This window comes from Bacillus cereus group sp. Bce041 (genome assembly GCF_052646455.1).
Genome location: NZ_JBQXON010000001.1, coordinates 595,691 through 612,372 on the forward strand (window position 1 = coordinate 595,691; position 16,682 = coordinate 612,372).

The following is a 16,682-nucleotide window of genomic DNA, read 5'->3' on the forward strand; positions in this document are numbered from 1 at the left end:
TTATGATTAACAGCAAAAAAGACAAAAAGCTGAAACAATTAGTTCATACGAAATTCACACGAATCTATTACTATAGAAACTGTACATAGTGAACTTATTAACAATCATGTTTATTAATATAAAATCTTACTCGAAAGGAGTTGAAAGTATGAAAACTAAATATCGCTTTATGATCTCATCATTTGCTGCTTGCGCTTATATGATTTGGTATTTAGTATAATAACGACCTCACTTGCAAATAGGAAAAGGTGTGTATATAAATGGAATATAATCAATCAACAGTTAACTACTGGAAAGCTTTTGTATTACCATATACATTTGCTTTAGAAGAGTTAAAAACTAAATTTGAAATTATGAACCGGGAAGCTCAATTTCTAGAGGATTACAACCCGTTTGAACATATAAAAACAAGACTAAAACAACCTGAAAGTATTATTAAAAAACTAGAGCGCAAAAACTTATTACCAACAGTTGAAAATGCTCAAACACATTTACAAGATATTATTGGTATTCGTATTACATGTTGCTTCGTAGAAGATATCTATCATTTGAAAGAAGTCATTCAAAAACGCGAAGATATGGAAGTCATAGAAGTAAAAGATTATATCGCTAACCCAAAACGAAACGGATATAAAAGTTTACACATGATCATTAAATACCCTTTATCACTAAATTCTGGTACAAAAGATGTATTTGCAGAAATTCAGTTACGTACACTGGCAATGGACTTTTGGGCAAGTTTAGAACACAAACTTTATTATAAATATGAAGGGAAAATACCGGAGTATTTAAAAGATGAACTACATGATGCAGCAATGAAAGCTGAAGATCTGGATAATAAAATGGCCACAATTCGTCAAGATATTGATGATATTGAGGCATGTTCAAATCAAATTATGCTACCACTATAAAAAAAGGTTCTCGCCAATGAGAACCTTTTTTCTATCATTTTTGGGAAGTACGACTCCACACTTATTAAAGTTTCACTTTATTTTTTCTCTATCGTTCGAACCTCTTCAATCTTCCATTTATCATCTTCTTTCCCAAGAGCATACTGTACTTTCTTTTGAAGAGTGATACTGTCGTCTACTTCCTTTTCTTTCGTTTCAACAATAACATACCCTACTTTACTAACTTTCATATCTATATGTTCCAATTCAATTTTCTTATTTCCCTTTTGAAATGCGGCTTCTTTTTGTGTTTTTAAGTCTTCAGCACTAGGCATCTTCTTTGAAAATAACTCCATATGTTCTGCAAGATTTTTTTCATTCGTCGTTCGCACAAATGTATGAATAACATCTTGAATAGATCTCTCTTCTTCTTTTGTTATTTGTACCTTTTCCTCAGTTTTTTTAGTAGTAGATTTTTGTTCTACGTTATTCTCTTCTTGTTGACATCCAACTAGTAGTACTACAAACACTAGAAGGAATCTTAATTTCCTAAATAACTTTTTCATATTCCCAACTCCTAAAAAGAAAAGTGAGGCATTTCGCCTCACTTTCGCTCTTAATTAGCGTCTTCCTTTATTCGGATCGCCACCGCCAACAATATCAAAGACACGTTTCGCTATATTTGTATTCTCTTGAACGCCAGAGAACAAGTATTTACCTGGACCAAATGCATATACGTTCACATCTTCCCCTGTATGTCCACCCGTTGTCCAGCCTGTAACCGAGCGCTTATTGAAAATATCTTCAATTGCATTATCAATCTTTGTTACATCTTTTGACGGAGCTATATCATTTACAGCTTGAATTTCTTCTGGAGTTAATTGTAAATCAATATACTTTTTCAATGTTTCTTCTACATTTGCACCTTTTGCAATCTCATTTGCCATAAAGTCTGGTGTGCGCTTTGCAGCTTTAATTGGTTCTACTTTAAAGTTATACTCGCCATTGGCACCTAAAGATAAGCCACCAGTAGCGTGATCTGCCGTTGCAACAACTAACGTATTTTTATCTTTTTTCGCAAACTCAATCGCTGCTTTGAAAGCTTTTTCGAAGTCTTCCATTTCACTCATTGCACCAACAATATCATTATCATGTCCAGCCCAGTCGATTTGACTTCCTTCCACCATTAAGAAAAAACCATTTTTATTTTTGTTCAAACGCTCAATTGCTGCATTAGTCATTTCTTCTAATGAAGGTGTTTTCTCATTACGGTCAATCATTTTATCTAATCCACCTGGTGCAAATAAACCAAGAATTTGGTCATTTTTATCATTTAACAATTGATCTCGATCCGTTACATAGCTATAACCAGATTTCTTAAACTCTTCTGTAAGATTACGATCTTTTCTAACAAAGTTCTTTACGCCGCCGCCAAGCATAACATCTACTTTATGCTTCCCTTTAATCTTCTCATCAAAATAATCATTTGCAATTGCGTCCATATTTTTACGGCTAATGTCATGCGCACCGAAAGCAGCTGGTGTTGCATGTGTAATTTCAGAAGTTGCAACGAGTCCCGTTGATTTCCCTTTTTCTTTCGCTTGCTCAAGAACTGTTTTCACTTCCGCTTTATCATTATCAACTGCAATTGCAGCATTATATGTTTTAATCCCTGCTGACATAGCTGTTGCTGCCGATGCAGAGTCTGTAATATTTTCATGTTCATCTTCTGGGTATGTTTTTTGTGTTCCTACAAGATGCTTATCAAATTCTGTAGATTCCATTTCAAAGGTTTTTGGATTATCTTTCATATAACGGTGAGCCGTCATATATGAAGGACCCATACCATCCCCAATTAATACGATAACATTTTTAATCTTTGCATTGCTTCCGTTCTCATCTGCATTAACCTCACTAGAACGAGTAAAATTCCATGTTGCTACCGAAGTAACTGCTAATGATGCCACAACTGCAAATGGCCATGCTTTTTTCACAAACTTTTTCACTGTCTTGTCCCCCTAATTAGGTTATTCATTTCCCACTATCAAATTTAATGGAAGACTATTAAGAGAAAATTAGCTGTATGTAAATTTTTTGTTAACTTATGTAAATATCAGTTATAATTTGTATAACTTTGTCTTTTTGTATCAATCATCCCGCCCTTTACAATTTAAATATAAACAAGTTGGATTTCATTTAACGTAAATCTCTTTTTTTACATTTTGACTCTATTTTTATGAAAATAAATAGAAATGCGGTGAGCCTTTATGAAAATAGTAAAGCTAAATGAGTCTTTTATTTTTGAATTACTTAATCTTTGCAAATCTGTTGGATGGTTACACGATGAAATTTTTATGAAAAAACAATTCGAAATGTATCTTTCTATCGGCACACTTGTAGGTTACATTCATGAAAACAAACTCATTGCGACTGGAGGAGTATTTCCCTTTCCAAGTAACTTCGCTTCCATTGGTATGTTAATCGTTCACCCTAATTTTCAAGGACGCGGATTAGGGCGCATGTTGCTAAATCATTGCTTGGAACAAATTCATCCAAAACAACCCATTGCACTTATTGCGACAAAAGCTGGCGAACCTCTATACACATCATGTGGATTTCAAACAGCAACAACGATTCATCGTTTTGAAAAGCAGACTATTAAGACGTATCCTTCTCACTTACAACAAGTACAAGAAGAAGACCTTATATCTCTTACTTCTCTGGATCAAATTGCAACTGGTATGAATCGTTCTCTACTTTACTCTTTGCTATTACCAAGGGCCGTATACTCTTTTAAAATTGAAAGAAATAACTGTATAGAAGCTTTTTCATTATGCATACAAAAGGGCAATATATTATGTATCAATCCACTTATCGCCAAGCAAGAAGAAGATGCTATCCAATTATTAAAAAAGATATGTGAATGTTGGAATGGTATAGTACGAATTGATGTTCCACACTCACAATTTACATTTCGTCAATTTCTTCAAACAGAAAATTTCCAAGAAACGCTCCTTTCACCTCTTATGATAAAAAATGGTAGCCAACTTCCTGGAAATCGTAATATGCTATTTGCTATGATAGATACAGCGTTATGTTAGAAAGGAGACACCTAATTGAAGCGATTTAGCTATTTTATGGTAGGTTGTCTTACTCTTACACTATTAGTAGGATGTAGTGCAGCAGAAAAGCCAGTAGAACAAGTAAAACAAGTTAAAAATACAATTACAGCGAAACTAGCTACCGAGGAAAAAATGGTAGAAATAGATGGTCAAACCATTTACTTTAAAAAGATTGGTAATGAAAAACCACCTTTACTTATGATTCATGGCTTTGGAGGGTCATCAGATGGTTTTCAAAAGATTTACTCCGATTTAGCAAAAGATCATACAATTATTTCTGTAGATGCTTTAGGATTCGGGCGCTCATCTAAGCCAATGGATTTTTATTATTCTTTTCCAACTCATGCAAATTTGTATTATAAATTAATGAAAAAACTAGGGTATGATTCATTCGCAATACTGGGGCATTCCATGGGGGGAGAAATTTCTCTAAATTTAACATATTTATATCCTGAAGCAGTTTCTCACCTTATTTTAACTGATGCTACAGGTGGCCCTCATACATTCGTTAATAAACAAGGCTCACCAAAACCACAATTGTCGACTGATTTAAATGCCGTTTCTTCTATTACAGATTATGATGAAAGCAAAGTGAAATTCAAACGTAATGATGAAGAGCATTATAATAAAATGAAATTATGGCCTAGACGTCTTAAAATTAATGCAAATGAAATAAAACAGCCAACTTTAATTATATGGGGCAGAAATGATAGTAGCGTTTCCTGGAAAGAAGGAGAAACGTATCATCAATTCTTAAAAAATAGCACTTTACATATTATTGAAAAAGGTTATCATGCACCATTTCGCCAAGAACCACAAGAATTTGTCGGGTATGTAAAAGATTTCTTTAAGAACAATCCGATTAAAGTTGAAAAATAACATAAACGGGTATCTCAAAATGAGATACCCGTTTTCATATATTAAGCAGCTTGCTTTTGGCGTTTTGGAGTTTTTGATCCTAATACTTTCGGGATAACGAAGCCATCCATTCCAAATTTCCCAGCGTTCATACCGGAAACAAGAACAAACATAGATAAGATAACCATCTCAGGGTTCACACCAATTGACCCACTAAACATATAGGAAAAGTTCATTACAAGACCAAAAAAGACCGCTGTTTTTGTTAAACAGCCTACAATTAAACCAATTCCGACTAAAATTTCTCCCCATGTTACAAGTGTATTAAACAAATCTACATTTGGAATTGCAAATTCTTGTAAGAATGATGCCCACCAAGATTGAACAGCCGGTTGTGCACCTTTAGATTTTTCAATTGCCCCTTGCAAATAACCTGTTGCATCGAATCCTTTTCCTTGTAGTTTACCGATTCCAGCCATTAACCATGTGTAACCAAGATATACTCGAATTACTGCTAATGCAAAAGAAACTGCTTTGTTTTCTCTTAAAAATTGAATAACCATATCTTCCTCCTAAAGTTGTAATTAAGTTAGTTACAGATAATATAATAACATTAGTTACTTATTTTTCAAACGTTAATTATGAATAATCTGTGACATGCGTATGAAACATTAAAAACTAACGTTTATATAGTAACTTTTATTACCTGTAAAAACTTGAACATATCATACCACAAGTGATAACCATTTTCATTGAAAAAAATGTAAAAAAAATGTGAGTTAAATGTGAAACACGTTTATTCGAATATAGAATAAACGTGTTTCACACTAATTATAGAATCGAAATGTATGTGTCTCCTCATCAATTAAACTCGCTTCTTGAAAGGCTTCTTCTAACGTTTTCCCATGGTTAATAACCCCATAAAATAAGCGTATAGTAAACATAAGTGCTGCATTTCCATCTACATAATCAATCGATCCAATATATGATTTCGCACCACTATGTAAAAAAGATTTTGCTAGATTTTGCTCCCCTAACGTGCACCCGCTATTTACAATATGTGTATTATGCAATTTTGCATATTTATAAATTTCTTCTGTACCAAAATACCCTCTCGGTTCATCTTGTTCATATACTTCTTCGCCTAACTCTTCCATGACAAACTTCCCTTCTTCACCATGAAAGCAAAAAATAATATAATTAATATCGTTAAATAAGTTCTTTCCAGAAAGAACTTCCACAAAATCTTTCGGTCTACCAATCCAATATGTCACAACCCTTGCACCAAAATATTCAAGAGATGCTCGGATTGATTGCGCCTCTAAATCCGAATTAAAACCAACTACTAATGCAATATTCAACATACAACCCCCATCCTATAATCAGCCCTTATCAATCAGAATTTTATGGGATAAATCCATTTCATATATGCCCGTTTCTTTCAAAAAATCTGATCTAGTTAAAACGACTTTCTGTAAATATTGCCTATATGCTGTAATTGTTCCATCGTGAGATACAATGCAAATTCTTTCAGCACCCAGTTCATAACACCAAAGAAGAAATTTATCTACTATTTGCTGAAAACTATTCTCTGAAATAGTGTTTATACCTTCCTTCCATAACTGATTATTTGAGCTTTTCTCTATCGAAAAATGCGGAAATAACTTTGTTATCATTCCCTGATCTACTATATAATCGCACGGTAATGTTCTCGCTTCTTCTCGATAAGGAAAAATACGCGGAGATACATATGGATGAACGATTTTTTGACAAGCAACTTTCGCACTCCATATTGTCGCCGTTTGCAAAGTTCTAAGTGTAGGACTAGCAATTAATATATCCGCCTCTTGTAATGGCACATTGCATTGAAGTAATTTAGCCTGATTCCTTCCTTCATCCGTCAATGGCGGATGAAGCACTTTTAAACTTGATGGCAAATCCCTTGTATGTTCTCCTTCCCCGTGCCGAACAAAGACGATTTTCATCCCCTTCCTCCTCTCATTATGAAATCCTCTTACATATTTCTTCCCTATCTCATACTTTATTCCTGCTATATGAAAACCAATATGTAAAAAACATTTGACATGAAACTTTGTAAAATATTACAATATTATATGTAAAAAACTTTTTACATAGAAAGGAGAATTACATATATGAAATGGATAATTGTCTTTATTGGAATGATTGTATGGGGATATATAAACGGCTTCTTTAGTAGTGATAAAACTGCTAATCCTTGGATTACAGATGATGAACGTGAAACAAAAATTAAGCAAAAAGCAATTACGGCAAGCTGGTCCGGTGTTTTTATGTTTTGTACCATTAGCCTCTTAAATAAATGGTTAGGTTTAAGCACAAACGATAAATCACCGTACTTACCAGACACTATCGCAGCTATTTTAAAAGAAAATGTAGAGTTACAAGTTTTACTCATGCTATTTGTTATGTATGGAATATTTTACTTACATTATCGAAGAAAATTAAGTGCCTAACTTCTAACTCATGATTATCCTCCTAAATGGTTATAGTAATCATGACAAAATGAAAGGAGAGATATAAACATGAGTAACTCGAATGAATTTTTAGATACACTACATGAAAAACAAGCAAAAGATGAACAAAATAGAAAACGTCAAGGGAACGGAAACCCAGCGAAAAAGAAGCCAAATAAAACACATAAATAACAGTAAAAAACTGCCTAAAACGATCTTTTAGGCAGTTTTTTATTCTTCTTTCACCGAGATAACATTTTCCCAATTCCATTTCTCATAATACCACTCTGGTATATCTACATTTTCAATCCACTTTTTTTCATGTTTTCCATCACTATGAGCTATCCATATATTAGCTTTCTTACGATCTGAACGTATCCATATTAATTGATTGCTCTTCTTCATGAAAATTGGATGATAATCGCCTTGCTTATTAGATGACTTTGTAATTTGATATTGTTTATCGCTTGTGCTATTTATCTCATATAAAGATGGGAATGGCCTTTTTTCTGGCAGAGTTTCAAACCCTCCCTCTTTTGCTCGTGAAACGATAATTACATTATCGTTCTTCCATGTAAAATCCCAATCCACATATCCTTTCGGCGTAAATGTTTGCTGCTGGAGTGCTGGCAGTTCTTTTATTTTTAAATGTTTATTCTCTAATGCAACTCTCCCGCTTCCTTCAATATAAGCCAATATGTTTTTTGATGGCGCCCATTTGAACCATTCTGTATTTAATAGCATTTGATCTACTATTTCAAACCGACTACCATCTGCTCGAACTAAGCAAAGCGTATTACTATCAGCTGACCATGAAGCTGTCGGTACTGCTAAAAATGAAATCCACTTTTGATCTGGTGACCACTTAAAGCCACTTGCTACTAGCGCTAGGAAATCATCGTGTTCATTTGGCAATGCATACAAATGCTTCATTTTGTGAGGATTCATATGTGCATCTTTTTGCACTTCATATAGCTGAGCCCCTGTCCATCCTGTTGGAAGTAAGTGCGCTTCAGAGGATACAAGAAAGTTCTTTCCATCGGGGTACCATGCATAATCCCCTACACCAGCCGATACATTTTCAAAATCTGCATTCTTTTTTTCTACATCAAATGTATTTAATGTACCTGTAAATATAAATGCAATTATATTTTCTGTTGGTGACCATTGATAATTCGATGCTTCTGAGTGAAACGGCGTAACTTTCTTTCCATCTTTCAGCCGATATAACTCAAGAATACTTTGTTTCTTCCCTTTTACATACGCTAGCCATTCCCCATCATATGACCACTTCGGCCCTGTTATGTACTCTCCTTTTGTAATCTGTATTTCTTTCCCATCAACTTTAATCCAAAGATTATGATGACGAATAAAAGCAACTTTCACACTATTATTTTCTGCACTAGTAATAGTGATAGAACATAAAAACATAAACAACACTACACTACTACTTACTATTAGCCTTTTCATACCATCACTCCATTTCCCTCATAGCATTCCTCACTTTATCCCTACAATATGTCGAAAGTATAGTTTAGCCAACATTTATATGTATAATTTCTAACTAAAATGCAAGATTTTATTTCTGAATATTGGCATTTTTTATTAGGGGGAGTATCAATGAAAAAAACTACATCTACACTATTAAGCATGGCGCTTGTCTTTTCTAGTTTTGGAGCTTTAAGTGCTCATGCTGAATCACTACAAAAGGAGAAGCAATTTAGTCCACAATTAAAAACAACGATTGAACAGTGGGGAGAACATAAAATCGCTCAAAATGTTGAAACGAAAACAACAAAAGAAATATCAGTAATTGTAGAATTACAACATGCACCTCTCGCTGCTCAAAGTAATATTCAGCATGCTCCAGATTTACAAAATAGTAATGCACAGTCTTATCATGCTGAGCTCAAAAAAGCACAAGAAGATACGACTAAGAAAATAAAAGAAAAAGCACCTGGTGCAAAAATTAAAGAAGTGTATAATACGTTATTTTCCGGATTCTCTATTTCAATTCCTGGAGATCAAATTACCTCTCTTGCCTCTTTACCTGAAGTAAAAGCAGTCTATCCGAACTTAACATATAAATTGCATGAAACATCAAAAAGTGCTATTAACGAAGAAGCACCAAATATCGGTGGACCGACAATTGGTGCACCTGAAGCGTGGAATTTAAAAGATCCATTTGGCAAACCGCTTGATGGAAAAGACATGAAAGTAGCCATTATCGACTCTGGCGTAGACTATACACACCCTGACCTAAAGGCAAATTATATCGGTGGATATGACACGGTTGATGAAGATAACGATCCAATGGATGGTAACGTACATGGTACTCATGTAGCTGGAATTATTGCGGGTAACGGAAAAATTAAAGGCGTTGCTCCAAACGCTTCTATTCTAGCCTATCGTGTAATGAATGACGGTGGAACTGGTACAACAGATGATATTATCCAAGGAATTGAGCGAGCAATTCAAGATGGTGCGGATGTGTTAAACCTCTCCCTTGGGCAGGATTTAAATGTACCTGATCAGCCTGTAACATTAACGTTAGAACGAGCAGCGAAACTTGGTGTTACTGCTGTCGTTTCAAATGGAAATGACGGACCAAAACCTTGGTCTGTTGATGCTCCCGGTAACGCAAGTAGTGTCATTTCTGTTGGAGCATCTACGGTTTCTATCCCGTTTCCAACATTCCAAGTAACTGGTTCCAGCAAAACATATCAAGGATTACCATTATCAAAATCCGATTTTCCAATAGGAAATGATTCTCCTCTTGTATATGTTGGTTATGGCAATCCAAGTGATTATGCAAAACAAGATGTGAAAGGGAAATTCGCACTTATTTTACAAGGTACTTCTAGTACATTAGTAAAAGCAGGACAAGCGAAGCAAGCTGGTGCACTTGGTGTGTTATTAATCTCTAGCGAAAAAGAAATTAATATGATGCCGGAATATTTTTCACGTGAACATCTAGCTGTCCCAGTAATGCAATTATCAAATACAAATGGGGAAGAATTAAAAACTTTAATTACAAAACGAAAGAAAAATATAAAAATTGGACAACCAAAGCAAACAGAACTTATCGGTAACTTTAGTTCAAGAGGACCATCACAAGGAAGTTGGCTAATAAAGCCTGATGTTGTTGCACCTGGAGTACAAATTACTAGTACAGTACCGCGAGGCGGCTATGAATCGCATAACGGAACAAGTATGGCTGCTCCGCAAGTAGCTGGAGCGGTTGCCCTCTTGCGTCAAATGCATCCTGATTGGACGACAGAACAATTGAAAGCGGCTCTTGCCAACAATGCCAAAACATTACATGATGTCAATGAAAATACATACCCTGTTATGGCACAAGGATCTGGTTTAATTAACATTCCGAAAGCAGCTCAAACAAATGTATTAGTAAAACCTAACAATGTCAGCTTCGGTCTTATTAAGCCCAATAGCGGAAAAGTAAAACTGACGCAAAATGTTACATTACAAAACCTTTCTAGTAAAAAGAAAAGTTTTTCAACTCGTGTGGAATTACTAGATGCAAACACAAAAACAAAAGTAAAAGCTTCTGTCCCTTCATCGATTAGCATTCAACCGAATAGTAGTACCGAAAAACCATTTACTATCACTGTAGATAGCTCACTACAACAAGGTGTGTATACTGGAAATGTATATGTAAAAGAACAAGGGGCAAAAGAAGAAATTCGAATTCCATTCACATTTAGTATCGATCCTAAAGATTATAAACGTATCGATGGACTTGAAATTATTAATTCTACTTTTAGCCCAAATGGCGACCACGTACTAGATGATAATCTCATCAACTACTATTTAGTTGCGCCTGTGGATGATATCACATTGCATGCAAATTTAGTTACGAAAGAACGTGTAACGTATCAAGGGATTATCCATCAAGCTAAAAATGCAACTCCTGGGTATAAACCTTTCAAATGGAATGGTACAAAAGCAGATGGCACTCCTTTAACTGATGGGCTATATCAAATTGAAGCAGTTGCTTCTAATTCTGGCGGGGAAACAAAGCAAACAGCTGCTGTATTTCTTGATCGAACTGCACCTAAGTTAACACACGAGGTTGACCAAGAAAATCTCGTAATTAGAGGAAAAGTTGATGATATTCTACTAGATTGGATGTCAGAATCTGGTTGGATAGCACCTGGTATTCCAGTGAGAATGCAATATGAAATTAACGGAAATGGTGTATGGGAACAGGCATTCCTGAACCCTTGGGAGAAAAGCTATGACATTTATTTCGATCGCACTCAATTACAAGAAGGAAAAAATACTATTCACATTGTAGCAACTGATGCAGCTGGCAATACCTCTAATTTAACTGTTAATTTAGAAGTGAAATAAAGTAAAATTTTAATCAGTGGAGATTTCGTTCATCCCCACTGATTATTAGCCTTCACCAATCGGGAGTTACGGGCAGTTAATCTCCCATCTCACTTCTTTGCTCCAACCGAATTTTGAGGTAGGAATTTTACTGCTCATTAACACGGGATAAAAAATTTTTGTTGACAATTTTTTTAATATAGTTTTATAATACAAAACATAGTTTAGTTGAACGAATTATATATCGGCTTTGAAGGAATACTAGTAGCGACTTATATCACTGTCTCAGAGAACTGATGGTTGGTGCGAATCAGTACATATACAAGCGTGAATTACAATTCTGGAGCTTCTTTCCCGTAATGCTTTTTATGCATGAAGAGAAAGACGGATCTTTCCGTTATCGTAAAGTGAGTGGTAAACAATTAGTTGTTTACAAATAGGGTGGTACCGCGATTTTTATCGTCCCTATCGGATTTTCCGATAGGGACTTTTTTGCGTCCATCCTCTTACACAATTTCATATATACGCGTTGAAAGAATCGCAGTAGTATCTTATATCCCTGTTACAGAGAGCTAATGGTCGGTGGAAATTAGCACATATATAAGTATGAATTACAATTCTGGAGCTTCTTTTTCGTAGTGCTTTTATGCATGAAGGAAAAGACGGAATTTTTCCGTTATCATTAATTGAGATGTAAGTATATTTTCACTTACAAATAGGGTGGTACCGCGATTCTTTCGCCCCTATCGGATTTTCCGATAGGGGCTTTTTCTATTTCTCACAGAAACAGATGTTAAATAATTCCGAATCTTATGATAAAATTTTATAAGCGCTTACAAATAATGAAGGGAGGTGATACAAGCTATACGAAATCGATATTCAATTTTATAGAAAAAAAGGAGGATGTCTAAATGACAAAGAAAACAGAAATTCCATCGCATTTAAAACCATTCGTATCCACACAACATTATGATCAATACACACCGGTGAATCACGCTGTGTGGCGTTACATTATGAGACAAAATCATAGCTTCTTAAAAGACGTTGCTCATCCAGCCTATGTGAACGGACTACAATCATCTGGTATTAATATAGATGCAATTCCAAAAGTAGAAGAAATGAATGAGTGTTTGGCACCAAGTGGCTGGGGCGCTGTAACGATTGACGGACTTATTCCCGGCGTAGCATTCTTCGATTTTCAAGGACACGGATTACTACCGATCGCAACAGATATTCGGAAAGTAGAAAATATCGAGTACACACCAGCTCCAGATATTGTACACGAAGCCGCAGGACACGCACCGATTTTACTTGATCCTACATATGCAAAATATGTGAAACGTTTTGGGCAAATTGGTGCAAAAGCTTTCTCTACAAAAGAAGAACATGATGCATTTGAAGCTGTTCGTACATTAACGATAGTGAAAGAAAGCCCTACTTCTACTCCTGATGAAGTTAAGGCTGCTGAAAATGCTGTAATTGAAAAACAAAACTTAGTTTCTGGTTTATCAGAAGCTGAACAAATTTCACGTCTTTTCTGGTGGACAGTAGAATATGGATTGATCGGAAATATAGATGATCCAAAGATATATGGTGCTGGTCTCCTTTCTTCTGTTGGCGAAAGCAAACATTGCTTAACAGACGCTGTAGAAAAGGTTCCATTTTCTATCGAAGCATGTATAGGGACAACTTATGACGTAACAAAAATGCAACCACAACTATTTGTTTGTGAATCCTTTGAAGAATTAACAGATGCGCTTGAAACATTTTCTAAAACAATGGCCTTTAAAACAGGTGGAAAAGAAGGTTTAGAAAAAGCAATTCGCTCTGAGAACTATGCAACAGCTGAGCTAAATAGTGGATTACAAATTACAGGTACATTTAGCGAGACAATTGAAAACGATGCAGGTGAATTAATTTACATGCGAACAAATTCGCCAACGGCATTAGCGCTTCATAATAAACAGTTAGCAAATCATTCTACTTCTGTACACAGTGACGGATTTGGAACACCGATTGGATTACTCACTGAAAATATTGCATTAGAAAATTGTACAGACGAACAACTACAATCATTAGGAATTACAATTGGAACTATCGCTGAGTTTACTTTTGCAAGTGGTATTCATGTAAAAGGAACAGTAACAGATATTGTAAAAAACGATAAGAAAATTGCTCTTATTTCCTTTATCGATTGCACAGTTACTTATAACGCCCGCGTTTTATTTGATGCTTCATGGGGCGCATTTGATATGGCTGTTGGCTCACAAATCACTTCAGTATTCCCAGGTGCCGCAGATGCCGCAGCATTTTTCCCAATGGATGAAGAAGTTCACGAAATTCCTGCTCCACTTGTACTGAATGAACTTGAACGTATGTATCAAACAGTTCGAGATATTCGAAGTGAGGGGATTTTACACGACGCGCATATCGATCAATTAGTAGCAATTCAAGAAGTATTAAATAAATTTTATGAGAAAGAATGGTTGCTGCGCCTTGAAGTATTAGAGTTACTTTTAGAGCATAACAAAGGGCATGAAACATCTGCAGCATTACTACATCAACTTTCTACTTTCACAACTGACGAAGCTGTAACACGCCTTATTAACAATGGTCTTGCGTTACTTCCAGTAAAGGATGTGAAAAATGATGCTAAGATTAACTGAAGAAGAAGTTCACGAGGAATTATTGAAGGTAGATAAATGGATGGTAAAAGATGAGAAATGGATTGAACGAAAATATATGTTTTCCGACTACTTAAAAGGAGTCGAATTTGTCTCTGAAGCCGCCAAACTATCAGAAGAACATAATCACCATCCATTTATCCTTATCCAGTATAAAGCAGTTATTATTACTTTGTCATCTTGGAATGCAAAAGGTTTAACGAAACTAGATTTTGAGCTTGCAAAACAATTTGACGAACTATTTTTACAAAACGAAAATGCAATTATAAGAAAATAAAAAAGAGAAGCCTTTTTAGGCTTCTCCTTTTATTTTGAAATGGATACAATGTCCAAATGGATCCTCGACTTGTAATATTCCATCTTTGTACGTAGCAATCTTGCCAATATTTTTTAAGCTTTCACATACTTGCTCTTTTTGTTTTTCATCCGCTAGTACAATTGTGAAATATTTTAAACCAACAGAACCTGGCATTTGCGGTGGTACCCCTTCACCTTGCCACGTATTTAAACCGATATGATGATGATAACCACCTGCTGATACGAACAACGCTCCATTACGAGCTGGGATCGTTACTTCAAAACCAAGACCATCAACATAGAAACGTTTCGCTTCCTCTAAATCAGCTACATGAAAATGAATATGCCCCATCACAGTACCAGCTGGAAAGCCATTCCATGTACTTCCTTGCTGTAATAATTCTTCACCAGCTAACGGGTTACTAACAAATGGGAGTTCTCCATTCTCATCACGCCAAACTTCTTTTTGTCGATCATGATAAATTTCAATCCCGTTTCCATCTGGATCAGCTAAATAAAGAGCTTCACTAAAGTAATGATCGGCTCCGCCATGTAGTGGATATACCATCTCTACAAGATGACGAAGAACATTCGCTAAATCCTGTCTACTTGGTAATAAAATTGCGTAATGATATAACCCTGTTCTTCCTCTTTGCTTCGGAAAAGCTTCTTTCTTTTCTTCAATGATAAGAAGTGGTTCATCATTTTCATTCCCAAATGTAACGACTGCTTCTTCTTCTCTTAGCACCTTCATACTTAGTACTTCCGTATAAAACTCTAGTGATTTCTTTACATTAGATACGTATAAATGAACAACATCAAGTGTTGTATCGGGATGAAGTTGAAAACTCATCTTGTTAGCCCCCCCATTTAAATTAGTTCTTCTTTGACATTTTTTCTTTTAAGAAATTATCTACAAAGCCATCAGCTTTTGCAACAAATAAGTATGCACCCATTGCTAATAATGCAAGTTCTAATTCGAAACCAGGATTTTTTCCATCTCCCAATAAACCAGCTGACCATTTCACTTTTACGATTGCTCCAACCATAACAAGTGCAAATAATAATCCAATATATCTTACACCTAAACCTAGAATTAATAATAGACCTCCAACTAATTCAAACGTTGCTACACCGTATGCAAGTCCTCCTGGTAAACCAATACTTGTAAACCATCCTGCAATATTGTCAATTCCTGATTGGAATTTTGTTAAACCGTGCATGAAGAATGTTACCCCTAACACGATACGAATAATTAAGTTACCAATATGTTGATTCATTTCATTCTCTCCTTTATAGTTTCCTTATACAAAACTTTTATTCACATTACAAAACATACACTAATTTTTTTTATTCGTCAATTCATTTTCACTGGGAAAAAATATATTTTTTTTGCTATGATACAAATAGTTGTTTACAAAAAGGAGCTTGATTTTATGAATATTGGTTCTGCAATACGTGAAATTCGTCAACGTAGGGGCATAACAATCGCACAAATTTGTGAGGGAACAGGTCTTTCTAAAGGATTTATGAGTCAGGTTGAAAATAATAAAACATCACCATCTATCTCAACTTTAGAAACGATCTCCAATTTTTTAAACGTTCCCCTTCCCTATTTATTGTTAGAGCAAAAAGATCGATTAAAAATTGTCAAAAAAGAAGAACGGAAATACAGTGTATACGGCAAAGATGAGCAAAGAATTGAACATGTTGCGGAGCAAGGGGGCCTTCGCCTATCTTTAGTAGAAATCCCTACTGGATTCCCGAAAGAAAATTCACCAAATGCCCATGAAGGGGAAGAATGTCACCTTGTATTACGCGGAAAATTAGAAGTTCAGCACGGTGAAGATATTGCAATTGTAGAAGAAGGTGATTCTTTCTCATGGAATGCATGCGTTCCTCATATTGTTCGTAATATAGGAGAAGAAACTGCATTATTACTCATCTCTAGTTATGCAGAAAATCGAAAACGTGTTTACTAAATAA

Annotated in this window: 17 protein-coding genes and 2 other annotated features; of the genes, 9 read left to right on the top strand and 8 right to left on the bottom strand. The window is 35.2% G+C overall.

The window, feature by feature from the left end:
• The first annotated feature begins 260 nt into the window (after positions 1-260).
• Complete coding sequence (locus ACUN13_RS03145) at positions 261-911, top strand: GTP pyrophosphokinase (RefSeq protein WP_000456219.1); 651 nt, start codon at positions 261-263, stop codon at positions 909-911.
• Between the two features lie 77 nt (positions 912-988).
• On the opposite strand, the gene ACUN13_RS03150 is transcribed toward ACUN13_RS03145, so the two are convergent.
• Both ACUN13_RS03150 and ACUN13_RS03155 read right to left on the bottom strand, forming a co-directional pair.
• Positions 989-1,456, bottom strand: coding sequence for a hypothetical protein (locus ACUN13_RS03150; protein WP_000732795.1), 468 nt, complete (start codon positions 1,454-1,456; stop codon positions 989-991).
• 54 nt (positions 1,457-1,510) lie between these two features.
• Positions 1,511-2,896: an alkaline phosphatase gene (locus tag ACUN13_RS03155; RefSeq protein WP_000714913.1), complete on the bottom strand. Its 1,386-nt coding sequence runs from the start codon at positions 2,894-2,896 to the stop codon at positions 1,511-1,513.
• 261 nt (positions 2,897-3,157) lie between these two features.
• Here ACUN13_RS03155 and ACUN13_RS03160 point away from each other — a divergent pair, with 261 nt between their 5' ends.
• Together ACUN13_RS03160 and ACUN13_RS03165 are read left to right on the top strand one after the other, a co-directional pair.
• Complete coding sequence (locus ACUN13_RS03160) at positions 3,158-3,991, top strand: GNAT family N-acetyltransferase (RefSeq protein ID WP_000706687.1); 834 nt, start codon at positions 3,158-3,160, stop codon at positions 3,989-3,991.
• 15 nt (positions 3,992-4,006) lie between these two features.
• A complete protein-coding gene (locus ACUN13_RS03165; RefSeq protein WP_000819807.1) occupies positions 4,007-4,891 on the top strand; it encodes an alpha/beta fold hydrolase in 885 nt (294 codons plus the stop codon).
• A 41-nt stretch (positions 4,892-4,932) separates the two neighbouring features.
• Here ACUN13_RS03165 and ACUN13_RS03170 read toward each other — a convergent pair whose 3' ends face one another.
• The 3 genes from ACUN13_RS03170 to ACUN13_RS03180 form a co-directional block, all read right to left on the bottom strand.
• A complete protein-coding gene (locus tag ACUN13_RS03170) occupies positions 4,933-5,433 on the bottom strand; it encodes a DoxX family protein (protein ID WP_000236592.1) in 501 nt (166 codons plus the stop codon).
• A 264-nt stretch (positions 5,434-5,697) separates the two neighbouring features.
• Positions 5,698-6,234 carry a hypothetical protein gene (locus tag ACUN13_RS03175; RefSeq protein ID WP_000931925.1) on the bottom strand — a complete coding sequence of 179 codons (537 nt, stop codon included), beginning with the start codon at positions 6,232-6,234 and terminating at the stop codon, positions 5,698-5,700.
• 18 nt (positions 6,235-6,252) lie between these two features.
• Positions 6,253-6,855, bottom strand: coding sequence for a histidine phosphatase family protein (locus ACUN13_RS03180; protein ID WP_000706238.1), 603 nt, complete (start codon positions 6,853-6,855; stop codon positions 6,253-6,255).
• A gap of 168 nt (positions 6,856-7,023) precedes the next feature.
• Here ACUN13_RS03180 and ACUN13_RS03185 point away from each other — a divergent pair, with 168 nt between their 5' ends.
• A complete protein-coding gene (locus ACUN13_RS03185) occupies positions 7,024-7,362 on the top strand; it encodes a hypothetical protein (RefSeq protein ID WP_000871150.1) in 339 nt (112 codons plus the stop codon).
• A 69-nt stretch (positions 7,363-7,431) separates the two neighbouring features.
• Entirely contained in the window at positions 7,432-7,554 is a 123-nt protein-coding gene (locus ACUN13_RS03190; protein WP_000071866.1) for a DUF4023 domain-containing protein, read from the top strand.
• Positions 7,555-7,593: 39 nt separating this feature from the next.
• Here the strand turns inward: ACUN13_RS03190 and ACUN13_RS03195 are convergent, their stop codons facing one another.
• Complete coding sequence (locus tag ACUN13_RS03195; protein ID WP_445423660.1) at positions 7,594-8,832, bottom strand: TolB family protein; 1,239 nt, start codon at positions 8,830-8,832, stop codon at positions 7,594-7,596.
• 150 nt (positions 8,833-8,982) lie between these two features.
• On the opposite strand from ACUN13_RS03195, the gene ACUN13_RS03200 reads away from it, so the two are divergent.
• The 3 genes from ACUN13_RS03200 to ACUN13_RS03210 all read left to right on the top strand — a co-directional run bounded on the left by ACUN13_RS03200 (position 8,983) and on the right by ACUN13_RS03210 (position 14,676).
• On the top strand, positions 8,983-11,736 hold the full coding sequence (locus ACUN13_RS03200; RefSeq protein WP_410989131.1) for a S8 family peptidase: 2,754 nt from the start codon (positions 8,983-8,985) through the stop codon (positions 11,734-11,736).
• A 220-nt stretch (positions 11,737-11,956) separates the two neighbouring features.
• Positions 11,957-12,185, top strand: a binding site (T-box leader).
• A 50-nt stretch (positions 12,186-12,235) separates the two neighbouring features.
• Positions 12,236-12,463, top strand: a binding site (T-box leader).
• A 163-nt stretch (positions 12,464-12,626) separates the two neighbouring features.
• The gene (locus ACUN13_RS03205; protein WP_088345847.1) at positions 12,627-14,381 is read left to right on the top strand and encodes an aromatic amino acid hydroxylase; all 1,755 of its coding nucleotides are present in this window, start codon (positions 12,627-12,629) and stop codon (positions 14,379-14,381) included.
• Positions 14,362-14,676, top strand: a complete 315-nt coding sequence (locus ACUN13_RS03210; RefSeq protein WP_000979538.1) for a 4a-hydroxytetrahydrobiopterin dehydratase — start codon at positions 14,362-14,364, stop codon at positions 14,674-14,676. The genes ACUN13_RS03205 and ACUN13_RS03210 overlap by 20 nt, the downstream gene beginning before the upstream one ends.
• A 15-nt stretch (positions 14,677-14,691) precedes the next feature.
• Here the strand turns inward: ACUN13_RS03210 and ACUN13_RS03215 are convergent, their stop codons facing one another.
• Both ACUN13_RS03215 and ACUN13_RS03220 read right to left on the bottom strand, forming a co-directional pair.
• Positions 14,692-15,549: a VOC family protein gene (locus ACUN13_RS03215; protein WP_000009847.1), complete on the bottom strand. Its 858-nt coding sequence runs from the start codon at positions 15,547-15,549 to the stop codon at positions 14,692-14,694.
• A gap of 22 nt (positions 15,550-15,571) precedes the next feature.
• Positions 15,572-15,976: a DoxX family protein gene (locus ACUN13_RS03220; RefSeq protein ID WP_001071553.1), complete on the bottom strand. Its 405-nt coding sequence runs from the start codon at positions 15,974-15,976 to the stop codon at positions 15,572-15,574.
• Positions 15,977-16,132: 156 nt separating this feature from the next.
• Between ACUN13_RS03220 and ACUN13_RS03225 the strand changes: the two genes are divergently transcribed.
• Positions 16,133-16,678, top strand: coding sequence for a helix-turn-helix domain-containing protein (locus ACUN13_RS03225; RefSeq protein ID WP_001020693.1), 546 nt, complete (start codon positions 16,133-16,135; stop codon positions 16,676-16,678).
• Positions 16,679-16,682: the final 4 nt, after the last annotated feature.

What these genes read in the sequence shown, in the direction of transcription:
- ACUN13_RS03160 (WP_000706687.1), top strand. Translation starts at nt 3,158, where the DNA reads ATGAAAATAGTAAAGCTAAATGAGTCTTTTATTTTTGAATTACTTAAT.
- ACUN13_RS03190 (WP_000071866.1), top strand. Translation starts at nt 7,432, where the DNA reads ATGAGTAACTCGAATGAATTTTTAGATACACTACATGAAAAACAAGCA.
- ACUN13_RS03205 (WP_088345847.1), top strand. Translation starts at nt 12,627, where the DNA reads ATGACAAAGAAAACAGAAATTCCATCGCATTTAAAACCATTCGTATCC.
- ACUN13_RS03145 (WP_000456219.1), top strand. Translation starts at nt 261, where the DNA reads ATGGAATATAATCAATCAACAGTTAACTACTGGAAAGCTTTTGTATTA.
- ACUN13_RS03200 (WP_410989131.1), top strand. Translation starts at nt 8,983, where the DNA reads ATGAAAAAAACTACATCTACACTATTAAGCATGGCGCTTGTCTTTTCT.
- ACUN13_RS03215 (WP_000009847.1), bottom strand. Translation starts at nt 15,549, where the DNA reads ATGAGTTTTCAACTTCATCCCGATACAACACTTGATGTTGTTCATTTA.
- ACUN13_RS03185 (WP_000871150.1), top strand. Translation starts at nt 7,024, where the DNA reads ATGAAATGGATAATTGTCTTTATTGGAATGATTGTATGGGGATATATA.
- ACUN13_RS03220 (WP_001071553.1), bottom strand. Translation starts at nt 15,976, where the DNA reads ATGAATCAACATATTGGTAACTTAATTATTCGTATCGTGTTAGGGGTA.
- ACUN13_RS03150 (WP_000732795.1), bottom strand. Translation starts at nt 1,456, where the DNA reads ATGAAAAAGTTATTTAGGAAATTAAGATTCCTTCTAGTGTTTGTAGTA.
- ACUN13_RS03225 (WP_001020693.1), top strand. Translation starts at nt 16,133, where the DNA reads ATGAATATTGGTTCTGCAATACGTGAAATTCGTCAACGTAGGGGCATA.
- ACUN13_RS03170 (WP_000236592.1), bottom strand. Translation starts at nt 5,433, where the DNA reads ATGGTTATTCAATTTTTAAGAGAAAACAAAGCAGTTTCTTTTGCATTA.
- ACUN13_RS03175 (WP_000931925.1), bottom strand. Translation starts at nt 6,234, where the DNA reads ATGTTGAATATTGCATTAGTAGTTGGTTTTAATTCGGATTTAGAGGCG.
- ACUN13_RS03195 (WP_445423660.1), bottom strand. Translation starts at nt 8,832, where the DNA reads ATGAAAAGGCTAATAGTAAGTAGTAGTGTAGTGTTGTTTATGTTTTTA.
- ACUN13_RS03210 (WP_000979538.1), top strand. Translation starts at nt 14,362, where the DNA reads ATGATGCTAAGATTAACTGAAGAAGAAGTTCACGAGGAATTATTGAAG.
- ACUN13_RS03180 (WP_000706238.1), bottom strand. Translation starts at nt 6,855, where the DNA reads ATGAAAATCGTCTTTGTTCGGCACGGGGAAGGAGAACATACAAGGGAT.